Origin of the sequence: Herbaspirillum huttiense (assembly GCF_047300815.1) — a bacterium.
Taxonomy (GTDB): domain Bacteria; phylum Pseudomonadota; class Gammaproteobacteria; order Burkholderiales; family Burkholderiaceae_D; genus Herbaspirillum; species Herbaspirillum huttiense_A.
This window is the reverse complement of sequence record NZ_CP178608.1, coordinates 3,124,015-3,149,192: the sequence shown is the minus strand read 5'-3', so window position 1 is coordinate 3,149,192 and position 25,178 is coordinate 3,124,015. Positions and strand designations below refer to the sequence as shown.

The 25,178-nt window shown below is 65.7% G+C and carries 22 protein-coding genes and 1 riboswitch; of the genes, 19 read left to right on the top strand and 3 right to left on the bottom strand.

Translation table 11 applies throughout. The features are described 5' to 3' along the window. Positions 1-25: 25 nt before the first annotated feature. Positions 26-1,192, top strand: a complete 1,167-nt coding sequence (locus tag ACLRDN_RS14500; RefSeq protein WP_413456843.1) for a branched-chain amino acid ABC transporter substrate-binding protein — start codon at positions 26-28, stop codon at positions 1,190-1,192. A gap of 80 nt (positions 1,193-1,272) precedes the next feature. Here ACLRDN_RS14500 and ACLRDN_RS14495 read toward each other — a convergent pair whose 3' ends face one another. The 3 genes from ACLRDN_RS14495 to ACLRDN_RS14485 form a co-directional block, all read right to left on the bottom strand. Further along, positions 1,273-1,734: a hypothetical protein gene (locus ACLRDN_RS14495; RefSeq protein ID WP_413456842.1), complete on the bottom strand. Its 462-nt coding sequence runs from the start codon at positions 1,732-1,734 to the stop codon at positions 1,273-1,275. Between the two features lie 337 nt (positions 1,735-2,071). Next, the gene (gene galU / locus ACLRDN_RS14490) at positions 2,072-3,085 is read right to left on the bottom strand and encodes a UTP--glucose-1-phosphate uridylyltransferase GalU (protein WP_413456841.1); all 1,014 of its coding nucleotides are present in this window, start codon (positions 3,083-3,085) and stop codon (positions 2,072-2,074) included. 71 nt (positions 3,086-3,156) lie between these two features. Beyond that, on the bottom strand, positions 3,157-3,564 hold the full coding sequence (locus tag ACLRDN_RS14485; RefSeq protein ID WP_413456840.1) for a hypothetical protein: 408 nt from the start codon (positions 3,562-3,564) through the stop codon (positions 3,157-3,159). Between the two features lie 409 nt (positions 3,565-3,973). Between ACLRDN_RS14485 and ACLRDN_RS14480 the strand changes: the two genes are divergently transcribed. The 18 genes from ACLRDN_RS14480 (at position 3,974) to ACLRDN_RS14395 (ending at position 25,172) form a co-directional block, all read left to right on the top strand. Next, positions 3,974-4,225, top strand: a complete 252-nt coding sequence (locus tag ACLRDN_RS14480) for a GlsB/YeaQ/YmgE family stress response membrane protein (protein ID WP_006463945.1) — start codon at positions 3,974-3,976, stop codon at positions 4,223-4,225. Positions 4,226-4,541: 316 nt separating this feature from the next. Continuing rightward, positions 4,542-6,191, top strand: a complete 1,650-nt coding sequence (gene pgm, locus ACLRDN_RS14475; protein ID WP_413456839.1) for a phosphoglucomutase (alpha-D-glucose-1,6-bisphosphate-dependent) — start codon at positions 4,542-4,544, stop codon at positions 6,189-6,191. A gap of 156 nt (positions 6,192-6,347) precedes the next feature. Next, positions 6,348-6,707 (top strand): hypothetical protein, encoded by a 360-nt coding sequence (locus ACLRDN_RS14470; protein WP_413456838.1) that lies wholly within the window; start codon positions 6,348-6,350, stop codon positions 6,705-6,707. Positions 6,708-7,252: 545 nt separating this feature from the next. Then, complete coding sequence (locus tag ACLRDN_RS14465) at positions 7,253-7,936, top strand: hypothetical protein (protein ID WP_413456837.1); 684 nt, start codon at positions 7,253-7,255, stop codon at positions 7,934-7,936. Positions 7,937-8,056: 120 nt separating this feature from the next. After that, the gene (locus tag ACLRDN_RS14460; protein WP_413456836.1) at positions 8,057-8,692 is read left to right on the top strand and encodes a hypothetical protein; all 636 of its coding nucleotides are present in this window, start codon (positions 8,057-8,059) and stop codon (positions 8,690-8,692) included. 78 nt (positions 8,693-8,770) lie between these two features. Then, positions 8,771-9,001, top strand: a riboswitch (cobalamin riboswitch). Positions 9,002-9,140: 139 nt separating this feature from the next. Next, entirely contained in the window at positions 9,141-9,356 is a 216-nt protein-coding gene (locus ACLRDN_RS14455; RefSeq protein WP_402705285.1) for a CbtB domain-containing protein, read from the top strand. Between the two features lie 10 nt (positions 9,357-9,366). Beyond that, positions 9,367-10,119 carry a CbtA family protein gene (locus tag ACLRDN_RS14450; RefSeq protein WP_413456835.1) on the top strand — a complete coding sequence of 251 codons (753 nt, stop codon included), beginning with the start codon at positions 9,367-9,369 and terminating at the stop codon, positions 10,117-10,119. Positions 10,120-10,183: 64 nt separating this feature from the next. After that, on the top strand, positions 10,184-10,525 hold the full coding sequence (locus ACLRDN_RS14445; protein WP_413456834.1) for a (2Fe-2S) ferredoxin domain-containing protein: 342 nt from the start codon (positions 10,184-10,186) through the stop codon (positions 10,523-10,525). Further along, positions 10,518-14,648, top strand: coding sequence for a cobaltochelatase subunit CobN (locus tag ACLRDN_RS14440; RefSeq protein WP_413456833.1), 4,131 nt, complete (start codon positions 10,518-10,520; stop codon positions 14,646-14,648). Before ACLRDN_RS14445 ends, ACLRDN_RS14440 begins: the two co-directional genes overlap by 8 nt. Continuing rightward, positions 14,645-16,633, top strand: coding sequence for a putative cobaltochelatase (locus tag ACLRDN_RS14435; protein WP_413456832.1), 1,989 nt, complete (start codon positions 14,645-14,647; stop codon positions 16,631-16,633). The genes ACLRDN_RS14440 and ACLRDN_RS14435 overlap by 4 nt, the downstream gene beginning before the upstream one ends. 13 nt (positions 16,634-16,646) lie before the next feature. Next, positions 16,647-17,372: a cobalt-precorrin-7 (C(5))-methyltransferase gene (locus ACLRDN_RS14430; RefSeq protein ID WP_413456831.1), complete on the top strand. Its 726-nt coding sequence runs from the start codon at positions 16,647-16,649 to the stop codon at positions 17,370-17,372. After that, positions 17,369-18,946, top strand: coding sequence for a precorrin-8X methylmutase (locus ACLRDN_RS14425; protein ID WP_413456830.1), 1,578 nt, complete (start codon positions 17,369-17,371; stop codon positions 18,944-18,946). The genes ACLRDN_RS14430 and ACLRDN_RS14425 overlap by 4 nt, the downstream gene beginning before the upstream one ends. Next, positions 18,943-20,136: a cobalt-precorrin-5B (C(1))-methyltransferase CbiD gene (gene cbiD, locus ACLRDN_RS14420; protein ID WP_413456829.1), complete on the top strand. Its 1,194-nt coding sequence runs from the start codon at positions 18,943-18,945 to the stop codon at positions 20,134-20,136. Before ACLRDN_RS14425 ends, cbiD begins: the two co-directional genes overlap by 4 nt. After that, entirely contained in the window at positions 20,133-20,891 is a 759-nt protein-coding gene (gene cobI / locus ACLRDN_RS14415; RefSeq protein ID WP_413456828.1) for a precorrin-2 C(20)-methyltransferase, read from the top strand. Before cbiD ends, cobI begins: the two co-directional genes overlap by 4 nt. Then, positions 20,888-21,664: a precorrin-4 C(11)-methyltransferase gene (gene cobM / locus ACLRDN_RS14410; RefSeq protein ID WP_413456827.1), complete on the top strand. Its 777-nt coding sequence runs from the start codon at positions 20,888-20,890 to the stop codon at positions 21,662-21,664. Before cobI ends, cobM begins: the two co-directional genes overlap by 4 nt. After that, positions 21,661-22,464 carry a cobalamin biosynthesis protein gene (locus ACLRDN_RS14405; protein WP_413456826.1) on the top strand — a complete coding sequence of 268 codons (804 nt, stop codon included), beginning with the start codon at positions 21,661-21,663 and terminating at the stop codon, positions 22,462-22,464. Before cobM ends, ACLRDN_RS14405 begins: the two co-directional genes overlap by 4 nt. 18 nt (positions 22,465-22,482) lie before the next feature. After that, positions 22,483-24,042, top strand: a complete 1,560-nt coding sequence (gene cobJ, locus ACLRDN_RS14400) for a precorrin-3B C(17)-methyltransferase (protein WP_413456825.1) — start codon at positions 22,483-22,485, stop codon at positions 24,040-24,042. Positions 24,043-24,044: 2 nt separating this feature from the next. Beyond that, the gene (locus ACLRDN_RS14395) at positions 24,045-25,172 is read left to right on the top strand and encodes a CobW family GTP-binding protein (protein ID WP_413456824.1); all 1,128 of its coding nucleotides are present in this window, start codon (positions 24,045-24,047) and stop codon (positions 25,170-25,172) included. The last annotated feature ends 6 nt before the right edge of the window (positions 25,173-25,178 follow it).

The following is a 25,178-nucleotide window of genomic DNA, read 5'->3' as shown; positions in this document are numbered from 1 at the left end:
AGCCGGTAGTACCGCAAGGAAGAAGATGATCAAGGCATTACGTAGACCGCTCCTGTTCGCCCTGGCCCTGCTGGGGGCAGGTGGCAGTTTCATGATGGGCCGCGCCAGTGCCGAGCCCCGCACCGTGTTGATTGGCCTGGCCGCGCCCATGAGCGGCCTGTCCGGCAGTACCGGGGTGGCCCTGGAGCGCGCCGCTCAGCTGGCGGTGGACGACATCAACAGCGGCAAGCCCGTCATCGCCGGCGAGCCGGTGCTCTTCAAGCTGCTGCCTCAGGACGACCGGGCCGACCCGCGCACCGGCGAGCTGATCGCCGACTACTTCGTCAAGAGCCGGGTGGCCGCCGTGGTCGGCCACTGGAACAGCGGGGTGGGCATTCCTGCCGCGCGCATCTATGCCGCCGCCGGCATCCCCCACGTGGCACCTGCAGTGACGGCACCGGCCTATACGCAGCAGGGCGACGCCAGCGCCTTTCGCATCGTGCCACACGATGGAGAAGGAGCGCGGCTGACGGCCGACTACGTGGTGCGCGACCTCAAGGCCGGCAACATCGCGGTCATCGATGACAGCACCGTTTTCGGCACTACCTATGCTGATGAATTCGTCAAGTCGGTCAAGGCCTTGCAGGGCAGGGTGGGGGCACGCTATGCGGTGAGCAGCAAGACCTCGGATTTCAACAGCATCCTGCGCGCCATTCGTGACAGCGATCCGGATGTGGTGTTCTTCGCCGGGCTCGATGCCCAGGCCGCACAACTGGTGCAGGACATGCGGCGACTGCAGGTCCGCGCGCGGCTGGTTGGCATCGGTGGCGTGGTCGGCCCGACCTTTCTCAAACTGGCCGGTGCGGCCGGCGAGGGCGTGAGCGTCGTCGAGCCGGGCCTGCCTTCCTACAAGGGACCGCAATGGACCCATTTCGAGCAGGCCTGGAAGGCGCGCTACCGTGACGACATCTATCTTTACGCTCCCTTTGCCTACGACGCCGTGCGCGTGATCGTCGCTGCCATGCGCGAGGCCGATTCGGTGGAGCCGGCCAAGGTCACGGCGAGCCTGCACCGGATTCGCTACAAGGGCATCTCCGGCAATATCGCCTTCGATGCGCAAGGCAACCTGCGTGATCCGGTTTTCACTCTTTACCAGGTCAGCCAGGGGCGCTGGCGCGTCATCCGCAGCATGGGCCATTCCGAGAAGAACTGAGGGGCAGCCCCAAAAACAATGCCGCCCGGCGTGAACCGGGCGGCATTGGATGGCAACGGCAGGACTTGCCTGCGGCCTGCTTACTTCTTGGGGCGGCCGACCTTCAGCGGAGTCAGGCTGCCGAGGATGTCCTTCAATTCGGTGATCTTCAGGTTCTTGATCAGCGACACGCCGATACGCAGCAGATCGCTCTTCTTGATCTCCACGCCAGACTTCAGGCAGGTCTTCTTGACCTGGGCCAGCACGGCGTATTCGTTCTCGGGCATGGTGAAGCTGTCGCGCACTTGCTTGACCTTCTTGGCCTTGGGGGCCTTCTCGATTTTTTCTACCTTCTCGGCCTTGACCGGCTTGTCTGCCTTCTCGGGCTTGGCGACCTTCTCGACCTTCTTTTCGGTGGCCGGTGCGGCAGCGGGCTTGGCGGCTGCACGGGTGGCGGGCTTGACGGCAGGTTTCTTCACCGCGGCGGGCTTGGGGGCTGCCGCCTTGGCGACAGGTTTCTTGGTTTCGGTTGCTGCTGCTGCGGCTTGAACTCTGGTGGCCATGAACGCTCCTCTGAAAATTGATATAAACAATATATATTTTTTGCGCCTTTGCCGCAACATTCCTGCCGCCTGGCAACGATTTCATCGTCGTATTTCGATGTTGCAAACGTTTTCAGGCGGGTGCGGTGGCCTCAGCATACGCGCTTGGCCCCGATTGCGGCGTAGTACTTGTCCCGGGCGAAATGAACTTCTCCAGATTCATGGCCGCGATGCTAGCAAGTCCAGGTTAAAACTCTGTGACAAAGGTCAAAACAATTTATACGAGGCTTGGCAGCACAAAAAAAAGCAGCCCGGCCTTGCGGACGGACTGCAATCAACAACGCTCTCTACCGGGGACTTACATGATGCTGTTGGCGACGGCTGGCAATGTGTCGTTGGAGACCGGAGTGCCGGCCGGCTGGTTGCCGGCTGCGGTCTTCAGCGGCGTGACGGTCGCCGGGCCCTTGGGCTGGGCGGCCTGCGCCAGATCGTTTTGGCTGGTGAATTCCTGCAGGAACTGGGCGAAACCGGTGCCCACTTCCTTGTGCTTGAAGCCCATCGCCACCGCTGCCTTCAGGTAGCCCAGCTTGGAGCCGCAATCGAAACGCTGGCCTTCGTAGCGATAAGCCAGGATCTGTTCCTGTTCCAGCAGGGCCGAGATGGCGTCGGTCAGCTGGATCTCGCCACCGGCACCGGTGCCGATATTTTCCAGGCGCTCGAAGATGGCCGGGGTCAGCACGTAGCGACCCACCACGGCCAGGGTCGACGGTGCGTCTTCCGGGGACGGCTTTTCGACGATGCCGCTGAGCAGTTCGGTACGTTCGCCGTGGGCAGTGCCGCTGACGATGCCGTACTGGCGGGTTTCCGGACGCGGCACGTCCTGCACGGCCAGGAGACTCTTGCCTTCGCGTTCGTAGAGTTCGGTCATCTGTGCCATCACGTTCTTCTGGCCGGGCGCAGCATCCATGAAATCGTCCGCCAGCAGCACGGCGAAGGGCTCGTCGCCCACCAGCGGCTTGGCCAGCAGCACGGCGTGGCCCAGGCCCAGGGGTTCAGCCTGGCGCACGTAGACGCAGTTGATGTGCTTGGGGATGACGTTGCGGATGGTCTCCAGCAGCTTCACCTTGCCGGCCGCTTCCAGTTCGGATTCCAGCTCATAGGCCTTGTCGAAGTGGTCTTCGATGGCGCGCTTGTTGCGGCCGGTGATGAAAATCATCTCGGTGATGCCCGCTTCCACGGCTTCTTCGACAGCGTACTGGATCAGCGGCTTGTCGACGATGGGCAGCATTTCCTTGGGCTGTGCCTTGGTGGCGGGAAGAAAGCGGCTGCCGAGGCCAGCGACGGGGAAAACGGCTTTGGTGATTTTTTTCATGGTAAGTCCAGGTTTGGTTGAGTCAAGGGCGTGACACCCTCATGCACACAATGCAGGCTTGCTGGTGCTGCTCACGCCTGTCTGTTGTTCTTGATCATTTTCATTTGCAAAAACGCGCGGCCGCCCTGGAACAAGGGCGCTACGCCGGGAAAAGCATGGCTCAGTGCATGGGCTGCCGTTTCCAGCAGCGAGATGCGCGGCGGGTGGCGCGGCTCTTGCGCCACCGGTAGAGCCTGCTCATCCACCAGTTCGATGCGCTGCGGCAGGCTGCCTTCATTGAGCTGGTCCAGGACCGACGCTAGCTGTGGCGCCTTCACCGAAATCTGGTGCAGCATCTCAGCCGATTCGCGGGCATAGCGTGCATAGTGTTCGGCCAGGTCGGCGCCACCGGCCGCTTGCGGCGCGGGCCCGAACGCATTGAGCGCGAAGGCGTTGGCGAAGACGGGCGACGGGTTGGCACTGGTTTGAATGGCGGACATGATCGGCTGCTCTCTCGGAATATCGGGCTGGCAAATGCGCTATGGCGCTACTGGCGCCGGCTGCGGCAAACGATTGCATGCTGCACTGCGCCTATGGGGAGCAAGATTAAGAAAACTCTCGCTTCCTCTCTATAGGAATGCCGCCTTTTGCTGTGTAGGAAAAGAGGAAGACTCTTCAGTGCCCGCATCTGCCCACGGTCAACCCCGTGCCTGAGGCCTCGTACGGGCTCGAAAGGCGTACATGGCGGGCTTGTCCTACAGGGGAATGGGCCGCTGTCCGATACCTGGCGCGGACGCGTTTTTCTATCATCACCTCATCTGTTGCGCCGAGCGCTTGCAGAGAAGAGGAAGCCGCCCGGCGGATTCCGACATCAACCCAAGAACGACAGAACGATTGAAAGGGAACATCATGGAACACGGACTCATCGCATGGCTGATCATTGGTGCCGTTGCCGGCTGGCTGGCCGGTGTGCTGGTCAAGGGCGGCGGCTTCGGCTTGCTGGCCGACATCCTGATCGGTATCGTCGGCGCCGTCATCGGCGGCTGGCTGGCGGGCCTGTTGGGCATCGCCGTGGGCGGCGGCATCCTGGCCTCCATCATCACGGCTACCTTGGGCGCGATCGTCTTGCTGGTGATCGTGCGTGCCTTCCGGCGTGCCTGACCGGGACAGCATCCGGCCGGGGTCCCCCCGGCCGGTGTGAAGCCTCAATGAATGCGTCCGTGCTTGCGCCCGGACGCGTTTTGCTTTTCGGCATCATGCTTCATGCGGCAGCGCCAGTGGCGCTGGCCCTGCCCGGCAAAGCCCATGAATCGTGATCTGCGGCAAGACTCCTGCAAGAATGTTCATAGTGATGCTGCAGCGCGCCATCCGCGCGTTACAATAGTTGTGACGTTAGTAAAAAATCAAGTTGCGAAGGGACGCGCCGCTGGCTTGCGCCTTCGTTTCCTCAGGTAATCCTTCATCCAGAAAAGACATCATGAGTAGCGTCAATCCCCTCGCCGGCAAGCGTGCCGCGCCTTCCGCCCTGGTGAACCTGCCGGTGCTGCTGTCGAACTACTACAGCCTGCGTCCCGATGTGGCCGAGGCGGGCCACCGGGTGGCCTTCGGCACCTCCGGCCATCGTGGCAACGCCAATGCCCACAGCTTCAACGAATGGCACGTGCTGGCCATCACCCAGGCCATCTGCGATTACCGCAAGGAGCAGGGTTTCAAGGGGCCGCTGTTCCTGGGCATCGATACCCATGCCTTGTCGGAACCGGCCTGGCACAGCGCGCTGGAAGTGCTGGCCGCCAACGAGGTGGTGACCATGCTGGCCGAGGGCAGCCCCTATGCGCCCACGCCGGCCGTCTCGCACGCCATCCTCACCCACAACCGCGTGCACCGCGACAAGCTGGCCGACGGCATCGTGGTCACGCCCTCGCACAATCCGCCCGACAATGGCGGCTTCAAGTACAACATGCCCAATGGCGGCCCGTCGGATTCCAACGTCACCAGCTGGATCGAGAAGCGCGCCAATGGCTATCTGGAGCACAAGCTCGAAGGCGTGCGCCGCATCGGCTTCGAGAAGGCCTTGAAGGCCGAGACCACGCGCCGCTACGATTATCTGGACAATTACGTCGGCGACCTGCCCAACATCATCGACCTGGGCGCCATTTCGGCGGCCAACGTGAAGATCGGCGTGGACCCGATGGGCGGCGCCGGCCTGCATTACTGGTCGGCCATCGCCGATCGCTACAAGCTCAACCTGGAAGTGGTCAACACCGAGGTCGATGCCAGCTTCCGCTTCGTGCCGCTGGACTGGGACGCGCAGATCCGCATGGATCCGTCCTCGCCCTATGCCATGAGCGAGCTGATCGCCCTGAAGGATCGCTTCGACGTGGCCATGGCCTGCGATACCGACCATGACCGCCACGGCATCGTCGCCAAGAGCACCGGGCTGCTGCCGGCCAACGACTACCTGTCTGTGGCGGCGTATTACCTGTTCCGCCATCGCCCCGCCTGGCGCGCCGATGCGGCCGTAGGCAAGACCCTGGTGTCGAGCCAGATGATCAACCGCGTGGCCGACCACCTGGGGCGCAAGCTGCTGGAGATGCCGGTGGGCTTCAAGTGGTTCGTCGATGGCTTGTATGACGGCAGCCTGGCCTTCGGCTGCGAGGAAAGCGCCGGCGCTTCCTTCGTGCGTTTCGATGGCCAGCCCTGGAGCACCGACAAGGACGGCATCACCGCCGCCTTGCTGGCCGCCGAGATGACTGCGCGTACCGGCAACGATCCCGGCAAGATATACCAGGATTTGACCCGGCAACTGGGTGCGCCTGTCAATGGCCGCAAGGAAGCGGCGGCTACACCTGAGCAGAAGGCCCGCCTGTCCAAGCTCTCGCCGGAGGATGTGAGCTCCACCGAGCTGGCCGGTGAAACCATCCGCGAAGTGATGACCACGGCGCCCGCCAACGGCAAGGCCTTTGGCGGCCTGAAGATCGTCACCGACAATGGCTGGTTTGCAGCGCGCCCATCGGGCACCGAGAGCATCTACAAGATCTACGGCGAGAGCTTCCGCGACGAGGCGCATCTGGAGCGCATCTTTGCCGAGGCCCAGGAGATCGTGACGCGCGCGCTGAAGTCGAGCTGAAGCGTCGCAGCCATCCGCGTGGAGAACGCCGCCGCCCCTTGGGCTGGCGGCGTTTTTTTTCGCGACTTCCTACAGGCAAATGGGCCGATGTCTGGCTGAGGGCAGGGCAGGGGCTTCGTAAGATGAGGCATTGATTCACTCGCCAGGAGGACTGCCATGGACCCGTCGCAACCGGATCCCTCATCGCCACGCCGTCCGCCTTCCGCGCAGGCTGCAGGGGCCGCCCTGCTGCGTCCGCCCGGCACGCCGCACGCAGCGCAGGGAAATAGCGCACCTGACCACATCGTGGCCGACCCGGGCCATGTGGTAGAGCCGGACGGGACCGAAGACCCCCTGGCCAATATCGATGACGACTTGCTGGCCCCTTCGGGCCAGCCGGTATCCAACCCTTCACCCCCTCAGGAGAACGCCATGCACAAGCCCCAGGATACCCCGCCGGTGGAAGTCCCGCCCCTGGATCCGACCCCGCCCCAGGACCCGATTCCGCACCAGAACCCGATGGCCGGCCATCGCTGATGCGCGTGGCTATGCAGTGATCCCGATTGCCGTCCCGCAGGAGGCCCGTTTGAACCTGAGCTTGCACACCCCCCAGGAAATACCGCCCGTCAACGAACCGAACGTGCCACCCCCAACGCTGCCGGATGATGAGCCGGTACCGGTGGAGGATCCGCCGACCAATCCTCTGCCCTCGGACAAACCGTTGCGGATGTAAGCATGTTGTGATCCCGGCAGGCTTGTCTTGCCGGATGGCTCCAGGGGTGGCCGAGGCCGCGCGTGGAGCCATTTTCTTCGTATCTGCAAAATGGCCTGTCGTCGGCTTCCCCCGTCCCTCGCGGCCCAGCGCCGCGCTGCCTCTTTTTCCTTCATTTCGGCATCAAACCAGCCCTATCCAGGGTGCATCCGGCTGAAAAATCTCGCCTCATTCTCCTGCGCTGATTGAGACTTTTCCGGTTCAACTCCGCTTGCATTTGTGGAAACATTCGGCTTTTTTGGCCGCAATGGGTCCCTGGAGCCAGCATCGCCCTCCGCCCGCTCGCTGTGGTCGCACAAGGAGTGGCGCCGTGTTTCCCTATCCCCCGCAGCCTTCCGGGTTTCCGCCTGCGCGCCGTCATGTGGTGCAGGCCGCGCTGCCCCTGTACGTGCTGGTGCGGCATGGGGCCGGCAGTGCCGCGCCACAGCAGGTACTGTGCGAACCGGTGGCAAGCGGTGAGGCCGCAGGCTGCGAGGCCATGGTGCTGTATTTCTCCCCACTGGAAGCCAGCATCGACGCGCTCTGGCAGGACTTGCCGCCGGGACGCTATGCGGTCTTGCCGGTCTCGGCCTTCTCGCCCGACGATCTGCTCAAGCGCCACCAAGGCCGCCTGCCGGTCTGCCTGCATCTGGCCTGGGGGGCGCAAGACGGACACCTGGCGGTGCGTGCACAGGGCGGGCCGGTCCGGATTTCGTCGGCCAGCGTGGCCCATGTGTCTGCAATGACAGACACCATCCCCCTGGCGATCGGCCACGCCGATCTGGCTGGCTATGCCCGGCTGTGGGAATGCGCCGGACTCTTCGCCCATGCCGAGACCCATGCCCGCCTGCTGGCCTTGTCCGCGCAAGAATGCCACCGCCATGCCGAGCGCGCCCTGTTGCGGGTGCCAGGCAAGGCGCTGCCGGGGCAGCCGATCAACCAGCTTGCCCTGTATGACGCCGAATCGGCGCAATGGCACTTCATCGCGCTGGACCTGATTGCCGGCCAGAAGTGACTTCCTGCCGTGCATTGAGAGTTTTCTGATATTCACGGCCTGATCCTTCTGCAACCATGGCTGACAAGAGTGTCGCCGAGCTTTCCCGTCCTGACCTGCCGCCTGTAGAAGGAGCTGTCCATGAATCGCTTCCTTGCCCTTGTCCGTCCCTGGAAGGCAAGCGCATTGCGCTGTCTGCCGCTGATTCTGCTCTTTGTCTGCTTCGCGGCACTGCCGGGTCCGCCTGCGCCGCCCGGAGAGGTGCTGGACAGCTGCCTGGCCGTCGACCGGATTCCCTTGAGCGCGGTCAGCATCGATCCCGTGGCGGGGCGGGTGGAGGTTATGGAGGGTGGTCCCGCCTCGCCTTACCGGCTGTATCTGCCGGATGGCGACAACCGCATGCTGCGGATCGGCTACGCCAGCGGCAAGCCGCCCGGACGCGACTATCTCTTCGTCAACTCGCACCGCGGCTACCTCGACCGTGCGGTCGGCCTGGCGCCGGACGCCCCGGCCCGGCTGGAGCGCCCGCAGAAAGCCTCCTTTGCCATGCTGGGCTACCTGGGCGAGCGCTACCTGTGCCTGATGGAAGTGCACGGGCAGGGCGGCCGCAACCGCCAGCGCTCGGCCTATGTTGCCCGCATTCCCATGCGCATGGGCGTGGAAATGAGCCTGTACTACAAACTGGCAGCTTCTCCCGCCTTGCCGCAGTTACCTGCTTTGCCATCCCCTTCGTCCTCCTCGCCGGCGCAAGCTGCGCCGGCCGGCTTGCCCCGCTGAGGCCGTTTCCGGCCGACTGCCTGCCTCCGATCCGTGACAATGCAGGTTGCCCAAGCCTGTCCTCGCCTTTATACTTCGCCCCTTAGCATTGCTTCTGGTATTCCGTGCGCAGCCGCGCCCGGGATTGAAACGGGAAGCCGGTGCGGCCGGTGCCACAGCATCGGGCCAAAGCCGGCGCTGCCCCCGCAACGGTAAGCGAGGAAGGACACGCACTACGCCACTGTGCCCCGCGCATGGGAAGGCGCCTGTCCCGAAGCCCCAGGCTTCCCCTCGCCAGCCCGGAGACCGGCCCGAGGCAAGTTCTTGAATGCATCGCGGAGGGCGATCATGCGGAAAGCTTCCATCATTTCCCGCTGGTGTGAACCGGCGCCGTCAGCCGACGGCGGGATTGTGCTTGGGCGCTTGCCGTGTGGCTTCCTTCGTTTCATCCACCTGCCAAGGAAAGCGCATGTCCACTCCCTCCGGTCTCAACACCCGTCACACCGCTGATTCTTCCTCTTCCAGCCGCACCGGCAGCCAGGTCTGGCGCGACCGCATCGCGCCCTCGCTGCTGGCCTTCGCGCTGGGCGTGGCGCTGATCTACGGCGCTGGCTTCGCCTCCAAGGTGGAGCTGCACAATGCCGCCCACGATGGCCGCCACTCGGCCGGTTTCCCCTGCCACTGAGGAGCGGACGATGAACTGGACCGTGTTCCGGCGCATGGCGTCGGCAGTAGTGGTGGCAGGCGCCTTGTCGGGCGTGCTGCTGTCGGGCGTGCAGCAATTCCAGGTCGAAAAGATCATCCTCAAGGCCGAGGAATATGAAAAGGCCGGTGAATCTGCGGCCCCCGCAGCCGATGGCCATGCTCACGAAGCCGCCGCCCATGCGGCTGCGCACGAGCACTCTCATGCGAACGCCCATGAACACGAACATGCGCATGACGCCAGTGCCTGGGAGCCGGCTGATGGCGCCGAGCGCACCGGCTATACCGTGCTGGCCAACGTGAGCATGGCGGTCGGTTTCGCCTTGATGCTGGTGGCGGCCTTTGCCCTGAGCGGACGCCAGATCAGCTGGCGCAGCGGCCTGTTGTGGGGCCTGGCCGGTTATGGCGTGTTCTTTGTCGCACCCTCCTTGGGTCTGCCGCCGGAAGTGCCGGGCACGCTGGCCGCACCGCTGCAGGCCCGCCAGCTGTGGTGGGTGATGACCGCCGCCATGACGGCGGCCAGCCTGGGCTTGTTCGTCTTCACCCGTGGCTGGCCTTGGAAGCTGGTGGGCGTCATGCTGCTGGTGGTGCCGCACTTCATCGGCGCACCGCAGCCGGAAGTGCACGGCAGCGTGGCTCCGGAAGAACTGGCCCATGCCTTCATCCGCGCCACGGCGGCAGCCAATGCGGTGTTCTGGCTGGCCCTGGGCGGGCTGACCGGTTTCTTCTATCGCCGCTTCGGCTGATGGGCCGGCCTTGACGGGCCCCTGTCCGGCGTTGCTGCGCCGGGGAAAGTAAAGCATCAAAGCCATGAGAACTCATCATCGTCACGTGCTCATGTGCGTGGGTCCGCGTTGTACCGAAAACGGCGTGCTGGCCGAAGCCATGTTCGGCGTACTGGGCGAACAGATCGACGCCCGCCCCGAGCTGCGCGTCAAGCGCACCCGTACCCACTGCATGGTGGCCTGCAAGGCGCAGGCCCCGGTGGTGGTGGTCTATCCCGAGGGCGTGTGGTATCGCTGCGAGGATGCCGCCGCCATCGAGCGCGTGGTGGTGGAGCACCTGGAAGGCGGGCGCGAAGTGAGCGACCTCATCTTCCATCGCCTGGGCACCGGTGATGTGCTGCCGGAAGCGGAGGTCTCCGATGCATGAACCCATGGCCCGCATCGTCCTGTTGACGCACGCCCCGACCGACCTGGCGCTGCTGGCTGCCGCTCGCGCGCAGTTGCCGGCGGATTTTCCCACCGTGGCGGGCTACGACCTGCAAGCCCTGCAATCCGGCACCGATGAGCAGGGCCAGCCGCTGCGCACGCTGGCGACCCTGCTGCGCGCGGAGCTGGCCAGCGCGCAAGTGATCGTGCTACGCGTACTCGGACGGCTGGGTGCAGTGGCCGGTTTTCCTGAATTGCTGCGCGCTGCGCGCGCCGAAGGACGGCACCTGATCGTGCTGTCCGGCACCGGCGAGCCCGATGCCGAACTGGCCGCTGCTTCCACTGCTGCACCGCACGTGCAACAGCAGGCGCTGGCGTATTTCAACGGCGGCGGCAGCGTCAACCTGGCGCAGCTGCTGCGCTGCCTGTCGGATCGCCTGCTGCTGAGCGGCTACGGTTACGAGCCCGCGCAAGCCTTGCCGGAACACGGCCTCTACCATCCCGACCTGGAACAGGACGCCCGCCTCGACGACTGGCTGGCCCTGCGCGCACAGGCCCCGGCGGGCAAGCCGGCGGTGGGCATCATCTTCTACCGGGCACACTGGCTATCGGGCAATACCGCCTTCATCGATGCGCTGGTGGCAGCACTGGAGGCGCGCGGCATGGATGTGCTGCCGGTCTTCACGTCCTCGCTGCGGGTGTCGGCCGCCAGTGGGGCGGCACTGCCGCCTGCGCTGACGTATTTCGCCGAGGGCCGGGTCGATCTCATCATCAACACCACCAGCTTCGCCATGGGCGAGATTACGGCCGGCGGCATCACGCCGGCGGGCTGGTCGGTCTCGGTGCTGGAACAGTTGAACCGCCCGGTGCTGCAGGCCATCACCAGCAGCATGACGCAGGACCAGTGGCAGCATTCCACGCGCGGCATGAATCCGCTGGATGCGGCCATGAACGTGGTCCTGCCCGAATTCGACGGCCGCATCATCGGGGTGCCGCTGTCCTTCAAGCACACCAGTGAGGCGGGCGTGGTGCAGTACCAGGCCCTGCCGGACCGCGTGCGCCGCATCGCCGGGCTGGCGCAGCGGCTGGTGCGCCTGCGCTGCACGCCCAATGCAGAAAAGCGCATCGCCTTCATCTTCACCAATTCCAGCAGCAAGGCCGCGCAGATCGGCAATGCCGTGGGGCTGGATGCGCCCGAGTCGCTCATGGCCGTACTGCGCGCCCTGGCAGCAGATGGCTATGCCATCGGCGATCTGCCCGACACCGGTACTGCACTCATCCACGAACTGGTGGACCGCTGCTCCTACGACGATATCCTGCTCACCGAAGACCAACTGCGCCGTGCTGCCGCACGCATTCCGGCGGCGCGCTATGCGCAATGGTTCGCCGCCTTGCCCGTCGCCTTGCAGGCCAGGATGCAGCGCCAATGGGGCGCCGCGCCCGGCGAGGCTTACGTGCACGACCAGCACCTGGTCATTGCCGGCCTTGACTTGGGCAATGCCTTCGTAGCCCTGCAGCCGCCGCGTGGCTACGGCATGGATCCGGACGCCATCTATCACCAGCCTGACCTGCCGCCCACGCATCACTACTATGCGCTGTACCGCTGGCTGGATGAAGAATGGGGCGCGGATGCCATCGTCCACGTCGGCAAGCACGGCACCCTCGAGTGGTTGCCGGGCAAGGGCGTGGGCCTGTCTGAAGAATGCTTCCCGGACGCCTTGCTGGGCGACGTACCGCTGTTCTATCCCTTCATCATCAATGATCCCGGCGAAGGCTCGCAGGCCAAGCGCCGCGCCCATGCCGTGGTGGTGGACCACCTGACGCCGCCCATGACCACCGCCGACAGCTACGGCGCGCTGGCCCAGCTCACGCAGCTGGTGGACGAGTATTACCAGGTCGAGGTGCTTGATCCGGCCAAGCTGCCACTGCTGCAGCAGCAGATCTGGGAGCTGGTGCGGCAGACCAATCTGGATACGGACCTGCAATACAAGCTGCTGCATCATGACCACGATCATGACCATGAGCACGGGCACGACCATGGGCATCACCATCATCACGGACATCATCATCATCACGATGACCATCACCATCATCACGACCATGACCACGCGCACGACGACGGCGCGCTGCCGCACGCGCTGAGCGAACTGGATGGCGCCGGTGTGGCGCACCTGATCGAGGACCTCGACGGCTACCTGTGCGAACTGGGCGCCGCCCAGATCCGCGACGGCCTGCACATCCTCGGCCGCATGCCCGATGCGCAGCAACTGCCGGACATGCTGGTGGCCCTGACGCGCCTGCCCAACCAGGACCTGCCGGGCCTGCAGGAAGAAGTGGCGCGGCTCTTCGGCCTGTCGCTGGACATGCTGCTGGAACACAAGGGCCGCCGCCTCAACATCGACGATGCCTTGGCTCGCACGGCCGGACGTGCCATTGTCACCCGCGCCGATGCGCTCGAAGCCATCGATGCGCTGTGCCTGTCGCTGATGCAGGCCCTGCAGCAGCAAGGCTTTGCAGTGCAGTCCATCGAGGGCGTGATCCAGACCTTGTTCGCGCCGTTGTTCAGCGCCCCGGCCGAAGAAAAACCGCGCCTGCAACCGACCCTGCAAAAAAGTGCGGGTAGCGTGCTCGGCGGCATGCGCGCCATGGCGCGACCGGCCGCGCCGCTCAAGCGCGCAGCACCGGCTGCTGCCATCAAGGCTACCGACACCGGCGCCGTGCGCCGCATCCTCAGCTTCGCCTGCGAGCAGCTGGTACCGCGCCTGCAGCGCACCGATGAAGAAATCAGCAACCTGCTCAACGGCCTGCGCGGCGGCTACATTCCGGCCGGGCCCAGCGGTTCGCCCACGCGCGGCATGGCGCATATTCTGCCGACCGGGCGCAATTTTTACTCGGTCGATCCGCGCAGCGTGCCCTCGCAATCGGCCTGGCGCGTGGGCCAGCAACTGGCGCGCGAAGTGCTGGAGCGTCATCACCGCGAGAGCGGCGACTATCCCGAGAGCGTCGCCATCAGCATCTGGGGCACCAGCGCCATGCGTACCCACGGCGACGATGTGGCGCAGATCCTGTCATTGATGGGTGCGCAGCCGGTCTGGCGCGAGGGCAACCGGCAGGTGGCCGGTGTCGAACTGATCCCGCTGGAGCAACTGCAGCGTCCGCGCATCGACGTGACCACGCGCATCAGCGGCTTCTTCCGCGATGCCTTCCCGCAGCTCATCGAACTGATCGACGATGCCGTGCAACTGGCCATCGCCGCCGACGAGCCAGACCACCTGAACTTCGTGCGCAAGCATTACCTGCGCGATCTGCAGCAGGCCATGCAGGGCGGACTGGGCCAGGCCGAGGCGGCGGCGCAGGCCTCCTATCGCGTCTTCGGGGCCAAGCCGGGCAGCTACGGTGCCGGCATCCTGCCCCTGATCCAGGAAAAGAACTGGCAGGACCAGGCCGATTTCGCCGAGGCCTACATCAACTGGGGCGGCTACGCCTACGGCCGCAAGGTGCAGGGCGCGGACCAGCGCGAGGCCTTCCGCCAGCGTCTCTCGGGCGTGCAGGTGGCCTTGCACAACCAGGACAACCGCGAACACGACATCTTCGACAGCGACGACTACCTGCAGTACCACGGCGGCATGATCGCCACCATCCGCGCCTTGTCCGGCCAACAGCCGCGCCACTATTTCGGTGACAGCCACGACCCGCAGCGCGCCGCCGTGCGCGACCTGAAGGAAGAAACCTTGCGCGTCTTCCGCGCCCGCGTGGTCAATCCCAAGTGGCTGGCCAGCATCCGCCGCCATGGCTACAAGGGCGGCCTGGAACTGACGGCTACCGTCGATTACCTGTTCGGCTACGATGCCACCGCGCAAGTGATGGAAGACTGGATGTACCAGCAACTGGCCGAGACCTATGGTTTCGATCCGGCCATGCGCGAGTTCCTGGAACAGGCCAACCCCTGGGCCCAGAACGCCATCGCCGAGCGCCTGCTGGAAGCCGCCAGCCGTGGCATGTGGCAGACACCAGCGGTACAGACCATCGAACAGTTGCGCTCACTCTACCTGCACAGTGAAGCCCTGCTGGAAGCACGCGGTGAAACCGTGCGCGGCAGTGAACATACCAAGGACATGCAATGACGGCCTTCAATGCCTATCCCTTCGCGGCCATTGTCGGCCAGCCGCTGCTGAAGCAGGCGCTGCTGCTGTGTGCGGTCGATCCCGGCATCGGCGGAGTGCTGGTGCGCGGCGACAAGGGCACGGCCAAGAGTACGGCCGCCCGTGGCCTGACCCAGGTGCTGCCGCCGATCACCCTGAGCGCGGGCTGCGCTTTCCACTGCGCGCCAGGCCAGCCGGCCAGTGCCTGTACAGTTTGCAATACAGACCCGGTACAGCATCAGGACACCGTACCCTTCGTGACCTTGCCACTTGGCGCCACCGAAGACCGCGTGCTCGGTTCGCTGGACCTGCAGCAGGCGCTGCAGGGCGGCCAGCGCGCGTTCCAGCCCGGCCTGCTGGCGGCGGCCCATCGCGGCATCCTCTACATCGATGAAGTCAATTTGCTGGCCGACCACCTGGTCGATGTGCTGCTCGATGTGGCCGCCATGGGCGTCAATTCAGTGCAGCGCGAGGGCATCTCCGTCAGTCATCCGGCGCGCTTCACGCTGATCGGCACCATGAACCTGGAAGAGGGCGATTTGCGGCCGCAATTGCTGGACCGCTTCGGGCTCATGGTGGAAGTGAGCGCACCGACCGACAAAACCGTGCGCGCCGAGGTGGTACGCCGACGCATTGCCTTCGAGACTGATCCCGCCGCCTTTGCGCAGCGCTGGCAGCCGCAGCAGGACGCCTTGCTCGCGCAGGTGGCCGAGGCCCAGCGCCTGCTGCCGGACGTGGTGCTGGACGATGCCATGCTGGAGCTGATCAGCCATCTCTGCTGCGAGTTTGAGGTGGCCAGCCTGCGCGCCGACATCGTCATGCACAAGACCGCGCGCGCCATCGCCGCCCTGCAGGCCCGCACGCGGGTTACGCCCGACGACGTACGCGAGGCCGCCTTGCTGGTCCTGCCGCATCGCCGCCGCCGCAAGCCCTTCGAGCAGACCGGCATGGACGAGGACAAGCTGGACGACCTGGTCGACCAGGCGCGCCAGCCCGAGCCGCCGCCGCCGCAAGCCGGGCACGGCGACGCTCCGGGCGAGGAAGCGGCAGAGACAGCTCCTTCCGATGAGCCGCAGCAGGAACAGGAACAGGAGCAGGAAGGCGAGGGCGGACAACAGACCTTCGCCGTTGCCGCAGCGGGTACGGCCCGCAGAATCAGTGTGGCTGCCACGCCGCAAGCCGCCGCCAATGCAGCCAGCGGCCGCCGCAGCGCAGTCGCCGATGCCAACCGGGGCAACGCCGTGCGCGCCGTGCCCGATGCGAATCCTGACCGCTTGGCCATCGGTGCCACCCTGCGCAGTGCCGCCGTGCGCGGCGCGCTGGCGGGCGAGACGGATGGGCCCCTCACCGTCACGCGTGATGACCTGCATCGCCAGGTCCGCAGCGGGCGCGGTGCCAACCTGATCGTCTTCGTGGTCGATGCCTCCGGCTCCATGGCCGCACAACGGCGCATGGAAGCGGTCAAGGGCGCGGTGCTTGCGCTGCTGACCGATGCTTATCAGCGCCGTGACCAACTGGCCGTGATCGCCTTCCGTGGCGAGCAGGCACAATTGCTGCTGGCCCCGACGCGCAGCGCCGATCTGGCCGAGCAGGGCTTGCGCGAGCTGCCGACCGGCGGCCGCACGCCGTTGCCGCATGCGCTGCAACTGGCGGCGCAAGTGCTGCAGCAAGCCGCCCAACAGAGCGCGCAGGAAGCACCGCCGCTGCTGGTGATCCTCTCCGACGGCAAGGCCAACGTCAGCCTGCCCGGCAGCAGCGGCGACCCCTGGACCGAAACCCTGCAGGCCGCACAGACGCTGGCCGCACAGGGCGTACCAGCCCTGGTGCTGGACACCGAAGCCGGTTACCTGCGCCTGGGCCGTGCGGCCCAGTTGGCCGAGGCGCTGGGTGCGCCTTGCCTGACCCTCGAACAATTGACCGGCGACGCCCTGGCGTTGACCGTGCGCGCGCAACTGGGCGCGCGCTGAACTAGGAAAACACATGATCATCTGCATCGGTGCCGGACCCGGCGACCATTCCTACCTGACCCTGCGCGGCGCGGAGCTGATCCGCAATGCCGATGTGGTGGCCGGCTTCAATGCCGTGGTCGATGTGGTCAAGGACCTCATCCCCGCCAGCGCGCAGGTCGTGCTGATGGGCTACCGCGACCAGGTCGCCAAGCTCGACGAAGTCGCCGCCCTGCATCACGCGGGCAAGCGCTGCGTGGTGGTCTTCATGGGCGATATCCACTTCAGCGGCTTCCAGTACCTGGAGCGCGTGGAGCGTGCTTGCGGCCATCGCGTGGAAACCCTGCCCGGCATTTCCTCGGCGCAGATCCTCGCTTCCAGGGCGCGGGTGTGCTTTGATGAAACGACCTTCATCACCTTCCACCGGCGCGGCGACCTGGAGCCCTTCAAGCGCCACTTGGTGAACGTATTGAACGACGGGCGCAATGCCATCGTCATCCCTTGTCCGTGGGATGCGGCGCGCTCCTTCATGCCGCGCCACATTGCGACTTACCTGCTGCAACAGGGCGTCAATCCCGAACATCCCACGGAAGTCTGGGAAAACCTGACCCGGGGCGACGCCGAGTGGCACGGCAAGCTTGCCGATTGTGCCGACAAGGAATTCAGCGACATGAGCATCATGCTCATCCGCACCTTGACGCCCATGGACAGCCAGATCGAACCGCCGCCGGAAAAGGTGGCAGCGGGAGCCCCGGCATGAGCGCCACGCGCCAATCGGCCGTCGTGATCGCCGGCCACGGCAGCCGCGATCCCGATGCCCTGCGGGAATTCGAGGCACTGGTGGCGCTGGTGCGGGATCGCGCCGAGGGCCGCATCGTGCGCCATGGCTATCTGGAATTTGCGGCTCCCACGATCTCGGAAGCGGCCGCTGCCTGCGTGGCCGACGGCGCCACCGAAGTGGCGGTGGTGCCCGGCGTACTGCTGGGCGCACGCCACGCCAAGAACGACATGCCGGCCGAACTGCTGGCACTGGCCCGCGATTATCCGCAGGTTGATTTCCATTTCGGTGCGCCCATGGACTTGCACCCGCTGTTGCTGCAACTGGTACAGCAGCGCGTGGTGGAAGCCGAAGCCGGTTCGGAAGAAATCATCCATCGCCAGGACGCCTGCCTGGTGCTGGTCGGCCGTGGTACCACCGACCCGGATGCCAATGGCGAGATCGCCAAGCTGGCGCGCATGGTGCAGGAAGGCATGGGCTTTGGCGGCGTCAAGGTCTGCTTCTCGGGCACGGCCACGCCGCTGGTGCGGGACGGCTTGTCCCAGGCCGCAGGCGAAGGCTGGCAGCGTCTGGTGGTGTTGCCGTTCTTCCTCTTCGATGGCGTGCTGGTCAAGCGTATCTACGCTGCTGCCGATGAACTGGCACAGCGCGAGCCGGGCGTGGAAGTGCTCAAGGCCGCCTATCTGGGCGTGCATGCGCACGTGGCCGACGTGATGCTGGAACGCGCGCGCGATGCCGCTGAAGGCCGTGCCGCCATGAACTGCACGCTCTGCAAGTACCGGGTGCAGATCGTCGGCTTCGAGCAGCAGGTCGGCGAGCCGCAGCGTGCGCATCACCTGCAGGTGCGTGATCTGTCCGCGCGCGAGCAGCTGGCGCCGGCCACGGCAGGCACGGCCCCTTACGTGCCCCATCCCATCGAAGCGGAAAGCATGGAGATCATCCAGGCCGGACGCGACTGGAGCGGCTTCCCGCCCGATCACCTGACGGTCTTGCAGCGCCTGGTCCACACCAGCGGCGACTTCGCCGTGGCCGATGAAATCTATTTTTCCGCCGGTGCCGTACAGGCCGGCATGAAGGCCTTGCTGCGCACCAAGCGGGTAGTAACGGATGTGACCATGGTGCAGACCGGCCTCAAGCGCGCCGTGCTGGAACAGCTGGGCGTGGAAACCTGGTGCGGCGTGCACGATCCCGAATCGCACCTGATGGCGCAGAACCTGGGCATGACCCGTTCGGCCGCCGGAATCCGCCGCGCCTGGCAAAAGTTTGGCAACGACATGGTGCTGGCCATCGGTGATGCGCCCACGGCCATCACCGAGGCGGTGCGCCTGATCCGCGACCATGGCTGGCGGCCGCAACTGGTGATCGGCTTGCCGGTCGGCTTTGTCGGCACGCGCGAGAGCAAGGATGAACTGCGCCGCTGCCTGCAGGTGCCGCGCATCACCAACAGCGGTACGCGCGGCGGCTCGCCCTGGGCGGCCAGCGTGGTCAATGCGCTGATGATCGATGCCATCGCCTGGCTGGTCGCGCAGGAAGCGCAGAGCGAAGGCGTGCAGTGAAAGAGGCTAACGGCGAGCTGCAGCGTGCCGAGTACGACCTGTCCGTGCTGGCGCCCAATGGCCTGCGGCGCGGACGCAGTACCGGCAGTTGCGCCACCGCTGCGGTGCGTGCGGCCTTGTATCGCTTGCTGGCGGGCATGACGGTGCAGCAGACCGAAGTGAGCCTGCCGGATGGCCTGCATTACCTGAGCGTGCCGATCCAGTCGGTGAGCATGATCGATACCGATACCGCCCAGGCGGAAGTGCTCAAGGATGGCGGCGATGATCCCGACAATACGCACGGCGCGACCATTGTGGCGCAGGTGCGGCGCAATGCCGGGGGAGAGATCCGCTTCTTCGCCGGCGAGGGCGTCGGCACGGCCACCATGCCCGGCCTGCGCGTGGCGGTCGGTGAGCCGGCCATCAACCCGGTGCCGCGTGCGATGATGCGGGCGGCCGTGGCGGAGGTGCTGGCGGAGCTGCAGCCGGAGGACGGGTCTTGCGGATTCGACCTCACCATCGGCTGTCGCGAAGGTCTCTCGATTGCGCCCAAGACTTTCAATCCCAAGCTGGGCATCGTCGGCGGCATTTCCATCCTGGGCACATCGGGCATTGTTGAACCGATGTCGATGGCCTCGTGGATCGCCTCCATCGAGGTCTACATCCGCGTGGCCCTGGCCGCCTGTGCGCCGGGCGATGCGGTGGCCTACCTGCCGGGCAAGATCGGCCGTGTCTTCGTGGCACAGGCCCTGGGCCTGCCCGACAAGCGCAGCGTGCAGATCGCCAATTTCCTCGGCGATGCGCTGGACTTCGCGCAAAAGGCACTGGCCGAAGAGGGACGCACGCTGCCGCTGCTGTGGCTGGCGGGGCATCCGGGCAAACTGGCCAAGGTGCTGGATGGGGTGTGGGATACGCACTCCAGCAAGAGCAACATGGCCATGCAGGGCGTGGCCCGCGTGGCCGAAGAAATGAACGCGGCAGGGCAGGGTGTCTTGTTTGACGCCAGCCTGCTGCAGCAGATGAAGGAAGCCAATACGGTGGAAGCAATCATAGAACTGGTGCGCCAGCAGGATGCCGCGTTGTCGCGCCGCCTCTGGTGCGAGATCGAAGCCCGCATTGCGGCGCTCACCCAGGCGCGCGTGCCGGCGGTGGAACGCATCGCAGTGCGGCTGTTCGATCTGGATGGACAGCAGCTGGGAGAGGGCGCATGAGCGGGCGTCTTACGGGGATCGGTGTCGGCCCCGGTCCGGCCGGCTATCTGCCGCTGGCGGCGCTCACTGCGCTGCGCTCGGCCGACGTGATCTACATTCCGCGTGCGCGTGGCGCGGACTTGTCGGTGGCCCTGCAATGCCTGGAAGGCGTGGAGTTCGACCGCAGCCGCCTGTGCGAGATCGAATTCAACATGGATCCGGACCGCCAGGTCCTGCAGGAACATTACGCGCAACTGGGACAGCAACTGGCGGCGCAACTGCGTGAGGGGCTGCAGGTGGTGTATCTCACCATCGGTGATGCGCTGACCTATTCGACCTATGGCTATGTGCTGGCGGCCGTGCGTGACCTGTATCCCGGGTGTGAGTGCGTGACGCTGCCCGGCATCACCAGCTATGCCGCTGCGGCTGCCGCGCTGGAATGGCCGCTGGGGGTGGGCAAGGAGCGCACGTTGATCCTGCCCTGTCCGGAAGACGCCGCCACCCTGCGCACTGAAATCGAAGGCCATGACATCGTCGTGTTGATGAAGGTAGGCGCGCGCCTGCCCTGGGTGCTGGCCTTGCTGCGCGAGATGGGCATCGCCCGGCATTGCGGTTTTGCCCGCCGCATCGGTCTGGAAGGCGAAGTGCTGGCCACTGACCTCACCGCGCTGGATGCGGCAGAGGCGAGCGGTTACCTGGCCGTGCTGCTGATCCGCAAGACGGCCCAGGCGCAGCGCCATCGCGCGCCCCAAGAGAATTCGAAAGGAAATGCATGAAAGTTTATTTCGTAGGGGCCGGCCCCGGTGCGGCCGACCTCATCACCCTGCGCGGTGCGCGCCTGCTGGGCCAGGTGCGCATGGTGCTGTATGCGGGTTCGCTGGTGCCGACCGCCTTGCTGGAGCATTGCCATCCCGAGGCCGAGATCATCGATACCGCCGCCCTCGATCTGGAGCAGCAGCAAGCCTGCTACGTGCGTGCGCAGGAGCAGGGCATCGACGTGGTGCGACTGCATTCGGGTGACCCCGCCATCTATGGCGCGACTGCCGAACAGATGCGCCGCCTCGATGCGCTGGGCATGGCCTATGAAGTGGTGCCGGGCGTGTCGTCCTTCACCGCTGCCGCAGCGGCGGTGTCGGCCGAACTGACCAAGCCGGAAGTGTCGCAGAGCGTGATCCTGACGCGGGTGTCGGGGCGTGCTTCGGCGGTGCCGGAATCGGAGTCAATCGCCTCACTGGCGGCACATCGTGCCACCATGTGCATCTTCCTCTCCGGCCCGCACCTGAAGAAGATCGTCAACGACCTGCTGCTGCACTATCCGCCTGAGACCCCCGTCACGCTGGTCTATCGCGCCACATGGCCGGAGCAGCGCATCTACCAGGGATCGCTCGACAAGGTGCTGGAAGAGAACAAGCGCGGCGAATGGAACCTGACCACCATGATGCTGGTGGGTGCCGCCCTGAACAAGGAGCAGGTCGCCGAATCCAGTCTCTATTCCAAGGACTTCACGCACCTCTTCCGCGTGGTCAAGAAGAACAAGGACGCCGCATGAATCCGCCTGCTGCCCCGGCTGAACTGGGCCTGTGGCCGGTGCGTGCCGAGGCGGCGGCGCTGGCCCTGTACCTGCAGCAGAAGTTGGGCGGCGAGCTGTATCAGCCGTGGCTGCAGGCCGAGGGCGGACTGTCGCAGCGGCAGCAGTTCGCGCTGGCCTATCGCCGCCATCGTCAATGGATCATGATCGGCGCCACCGGCATTGCCGTGCGCTTCCTGGATGGCCTGCCGCAGGACAAGCACAGCGATCCGGCGCTGGTGGTGGTCGATGAGGTGGCGCGGTTTGCCATCGCCTTGCTGGCCGGACATGAGGGCGGGGCCAACGGCCTGGCCTATCGTGTGGCGCAGTTGACGGGGGCGCAGTCGGTGGTGACGACCGCCACGGAAGTGGTCAAGCCGCTGGTGCTGGGCATCGGTTGCCGCAAGCTGGCCTCGGCAGAGCAAATTTCGCTGGCCGTCTCGCAGGCGCTGGACCTGTGCCCCGGCGCCTCGCTGGCCCAGGTGCGCGAAGTGGCCACCATCGACATCAAGGCGCAAGAGCCGGGCTTGCTGGCCTTTTGCGCCACCCATGACTTGCCGCTGCGCGTGATTGCCCGCGAGCAGATTGCCCAGCGTGCCTGGGTCGGCAAGCCCTCGGAGTGGGTGCGCCAGAATGTGGGCGTGGACGGCGTCTGCGAACCGGCGGCCTTGATCGCCAGCCCGCGTGGCGGTCTGTTGCTGGGCAAGACCGCGCTGGACGGGGTGACCGTGGCCGTGGTGGACGATGCCGATGCATGGCGGATATTCGAAGATAAGCTGTAAAACATTGAAAGTATGCAGATGGAAGCCGTCAAGAAAAAAGGCGTATTGAACCTGGTCTCCGTAGGCCCCGGTTTCGAAGAAATGATCATCCCGCGCGCCATCGAGGCCTTGCGCGACAGCGAGGTCATCGTCGCCTACGAGTTGTACCTGCGCTGGATCGCATCGCACATCGAGGGCAAGGAAATCCATACGCCGCCCCTCACGCAAGAGCGCGAGCGCGCCTTGCTGGCCATCGAGCAGGCCCGCGCCGGACGCCGCGTGGCGCTCATCTCCAGTGGTGACATCGGCATCTACGCCATGGCCGCGCTGGCCTTCGACGACATGCGCGAGGACGATACCTATGAGGTCAACGTCATTCCCGGCGTGACCTCGGCCAATGCCTGCGCTTCGCTGCTGGGGTCGCCGCTGTCGCATGACTTCGCCACGCTGTCGCTGTCGAACCTGCTGTGCCCGTGGTCATGGATCGAGCAGCGCGCCAGCCACATCGCCCAGGCCGACCTGGCCTGCGTGCTCTACAACGTGCAGAGCGCCGGACGGCAGGAGGGCGTCTATCGCATCCTGCAACTGATGCTGCAGCACAAGGCCCCGCACACCCTGTGCGGCGTGGTGCGCAACGCCTATCGTCCGGGCCAGCAGGTCTCCATTCATCGCCTGGATGAATTGCCGGGCCTGCAGTTCGACATGCTGACCTCAATCGTCATCGGCAACCGCTTTACCCAGCGCAAGCGTGACTGGATCGTTACGCCGCGCGGCTACAACGACTGGGGCGAAGAATCACAGGCCGCTGAAGTGGCGCAACTGCCGCCGCAGGCGGTGTGGGTCTTTGCCGGTACCAGCGATGGCAACCTGGTGGCACGCGAGCTGGCCGGGCAGGGCGAGCGGGTGGTGATCTCCACGGCGACCGCTTATGGCGGCGAACTGGCCAGCCAGGATTGTCCGGGGGCTCACGTCTGGTCCGGCCGCCAGGGCGTGGAAGCGCGCCGCCAGGCCTTGCGCGAGAGCCAGGCGCGCGTGCTGGTGGATGCCACGCATCCGTTTGCGGTGCAGATGTCGCAGCAACTCATGACGCTGGCCAAGGAGTTGGCCATTCCGTATCTGCGCTACGAACGCCCGAGCGAGCTGGCCGCCGACGATCCGCAGGCCTGCGCCGACATGGAAGAAGCCGCCACTCGCGCCATCGCCATGGGCGGCCGCATCTTCCTGGCCACCGGCTCCAAGGACCTGGGCAGCTTCCTGCAGGCGCCCGGTGCGGCCGCCAAGCAATGGTTCGCGCGCGTGACCGCCGATCCGGACTTCATCAAGCGCGCGCTGGAGCTGGGCTTGCCGCGCGCCCACCTGTGCGCCATGCAGGGACCGTTCTCGCAGGCCTTCAATGAAGCGCTGTGGCGGGACTGGGGCATCGACTGCGTGGTCACCAAGGATTCGGGCGAGGCCGGTGGCTATCGGGCCAAGGTCGAGGCGGCGCGCGCGCTGGGCATCCCGCTGCTGACGGTGCGCCGGCCAGCACTGGCCTATCCGCAGGTGGCCCATGATGTGCCGGCCCTGCAGGCGCAACTGGCGGCACTGGCCGGGGGCTGAAGATGGCCAGCGTCGTACCTTCCTTGCCGCCACCATTGCCGCCGATACCGGTAACGGTGGTGACCGGTTTCCTCGGTGCCGGCAAGACCACTTTGCTGCGCGGCCTGGTCCAGCGCCGCCAGTCGCGCCGCCTGGCCTTGCTCATCAATGAATTCGGCGAGGTCGCCATTGATGGCGACCTGCTGCGTGCCGAAGGCGATGCGCAGGGTCATGTACAGATCCAGGATTTCGCCCATGGCCTCATCGCCTATGGCGACGATGAACATTTCGTGCCCGCCATGCTGGCCCTGGCCGCACGGCGGGCGCAGATCGATCACGTGCTCATCGAGACGTCCGGCCTGGCCCTGCCCAGTGCCGTCATGGAAGTGCTGCAGTCGCCGGAACTGGCCCCGCACTTCGTCCTCGATGCCACGCTGGCCGTGGTCGATACGCCGCTGCTGCTGGAGGAAGCCTTCGCCAGCGGCGACGCCGTGCGCGATGCGACGGCGCAGCTGTTCCGCCAGCAGCTGGAATGCGCTGACGTGGTGGTGTTGAACAAGATCGATGGCATGGAAGAAGCGCCGCTGCTGCAGGCCGAGGAGACCGTGCGCGCATTGGCGCCGAACGTGCGTTTCCTGGAGCTGGCCTATGGAGCGAGGCTGGATATCCGTCTTGCACTGGGCCTGCGCCTGCACCAGGCGGGCAGCACCGTGCATCACCATTACACGCCGGTGGGCATGCCGGGCGAACGCGCCAGCGTGGCAGCGGACCAGTGGCGCTTCAATGGGCATGCGCACTCCGGGCTGGGCGCGCACAGCCATGGCTTGTCCACCCACAAGCATTTCCACGAGCAGGACCCCGGCTGGCAATCCTTCACGCTGCGCAGCCAGGCAGCGCAGGAGCCGGAGTCCCTGCGCCGTGCCGTGGTGGCCGTGGCGCTGGACCAGCCCATCCTGCGCACCAAGGGTTTCATCGCCACTGCCGAGGGCAGCACGCAATTGCTGCAAGCCGTGCGCGCGCGGGCCGTCGTGGCTGGCGCGCAGGGCGGCAAGAGCGCGGGACGTTCAGAACTGGTCTTCATTGGCTACCACCCCAGTCGCACGCGCGTGGCCCAGTTGCTGTCGTCCTTGACCGGCACCGAATGGATTTGATTTTGT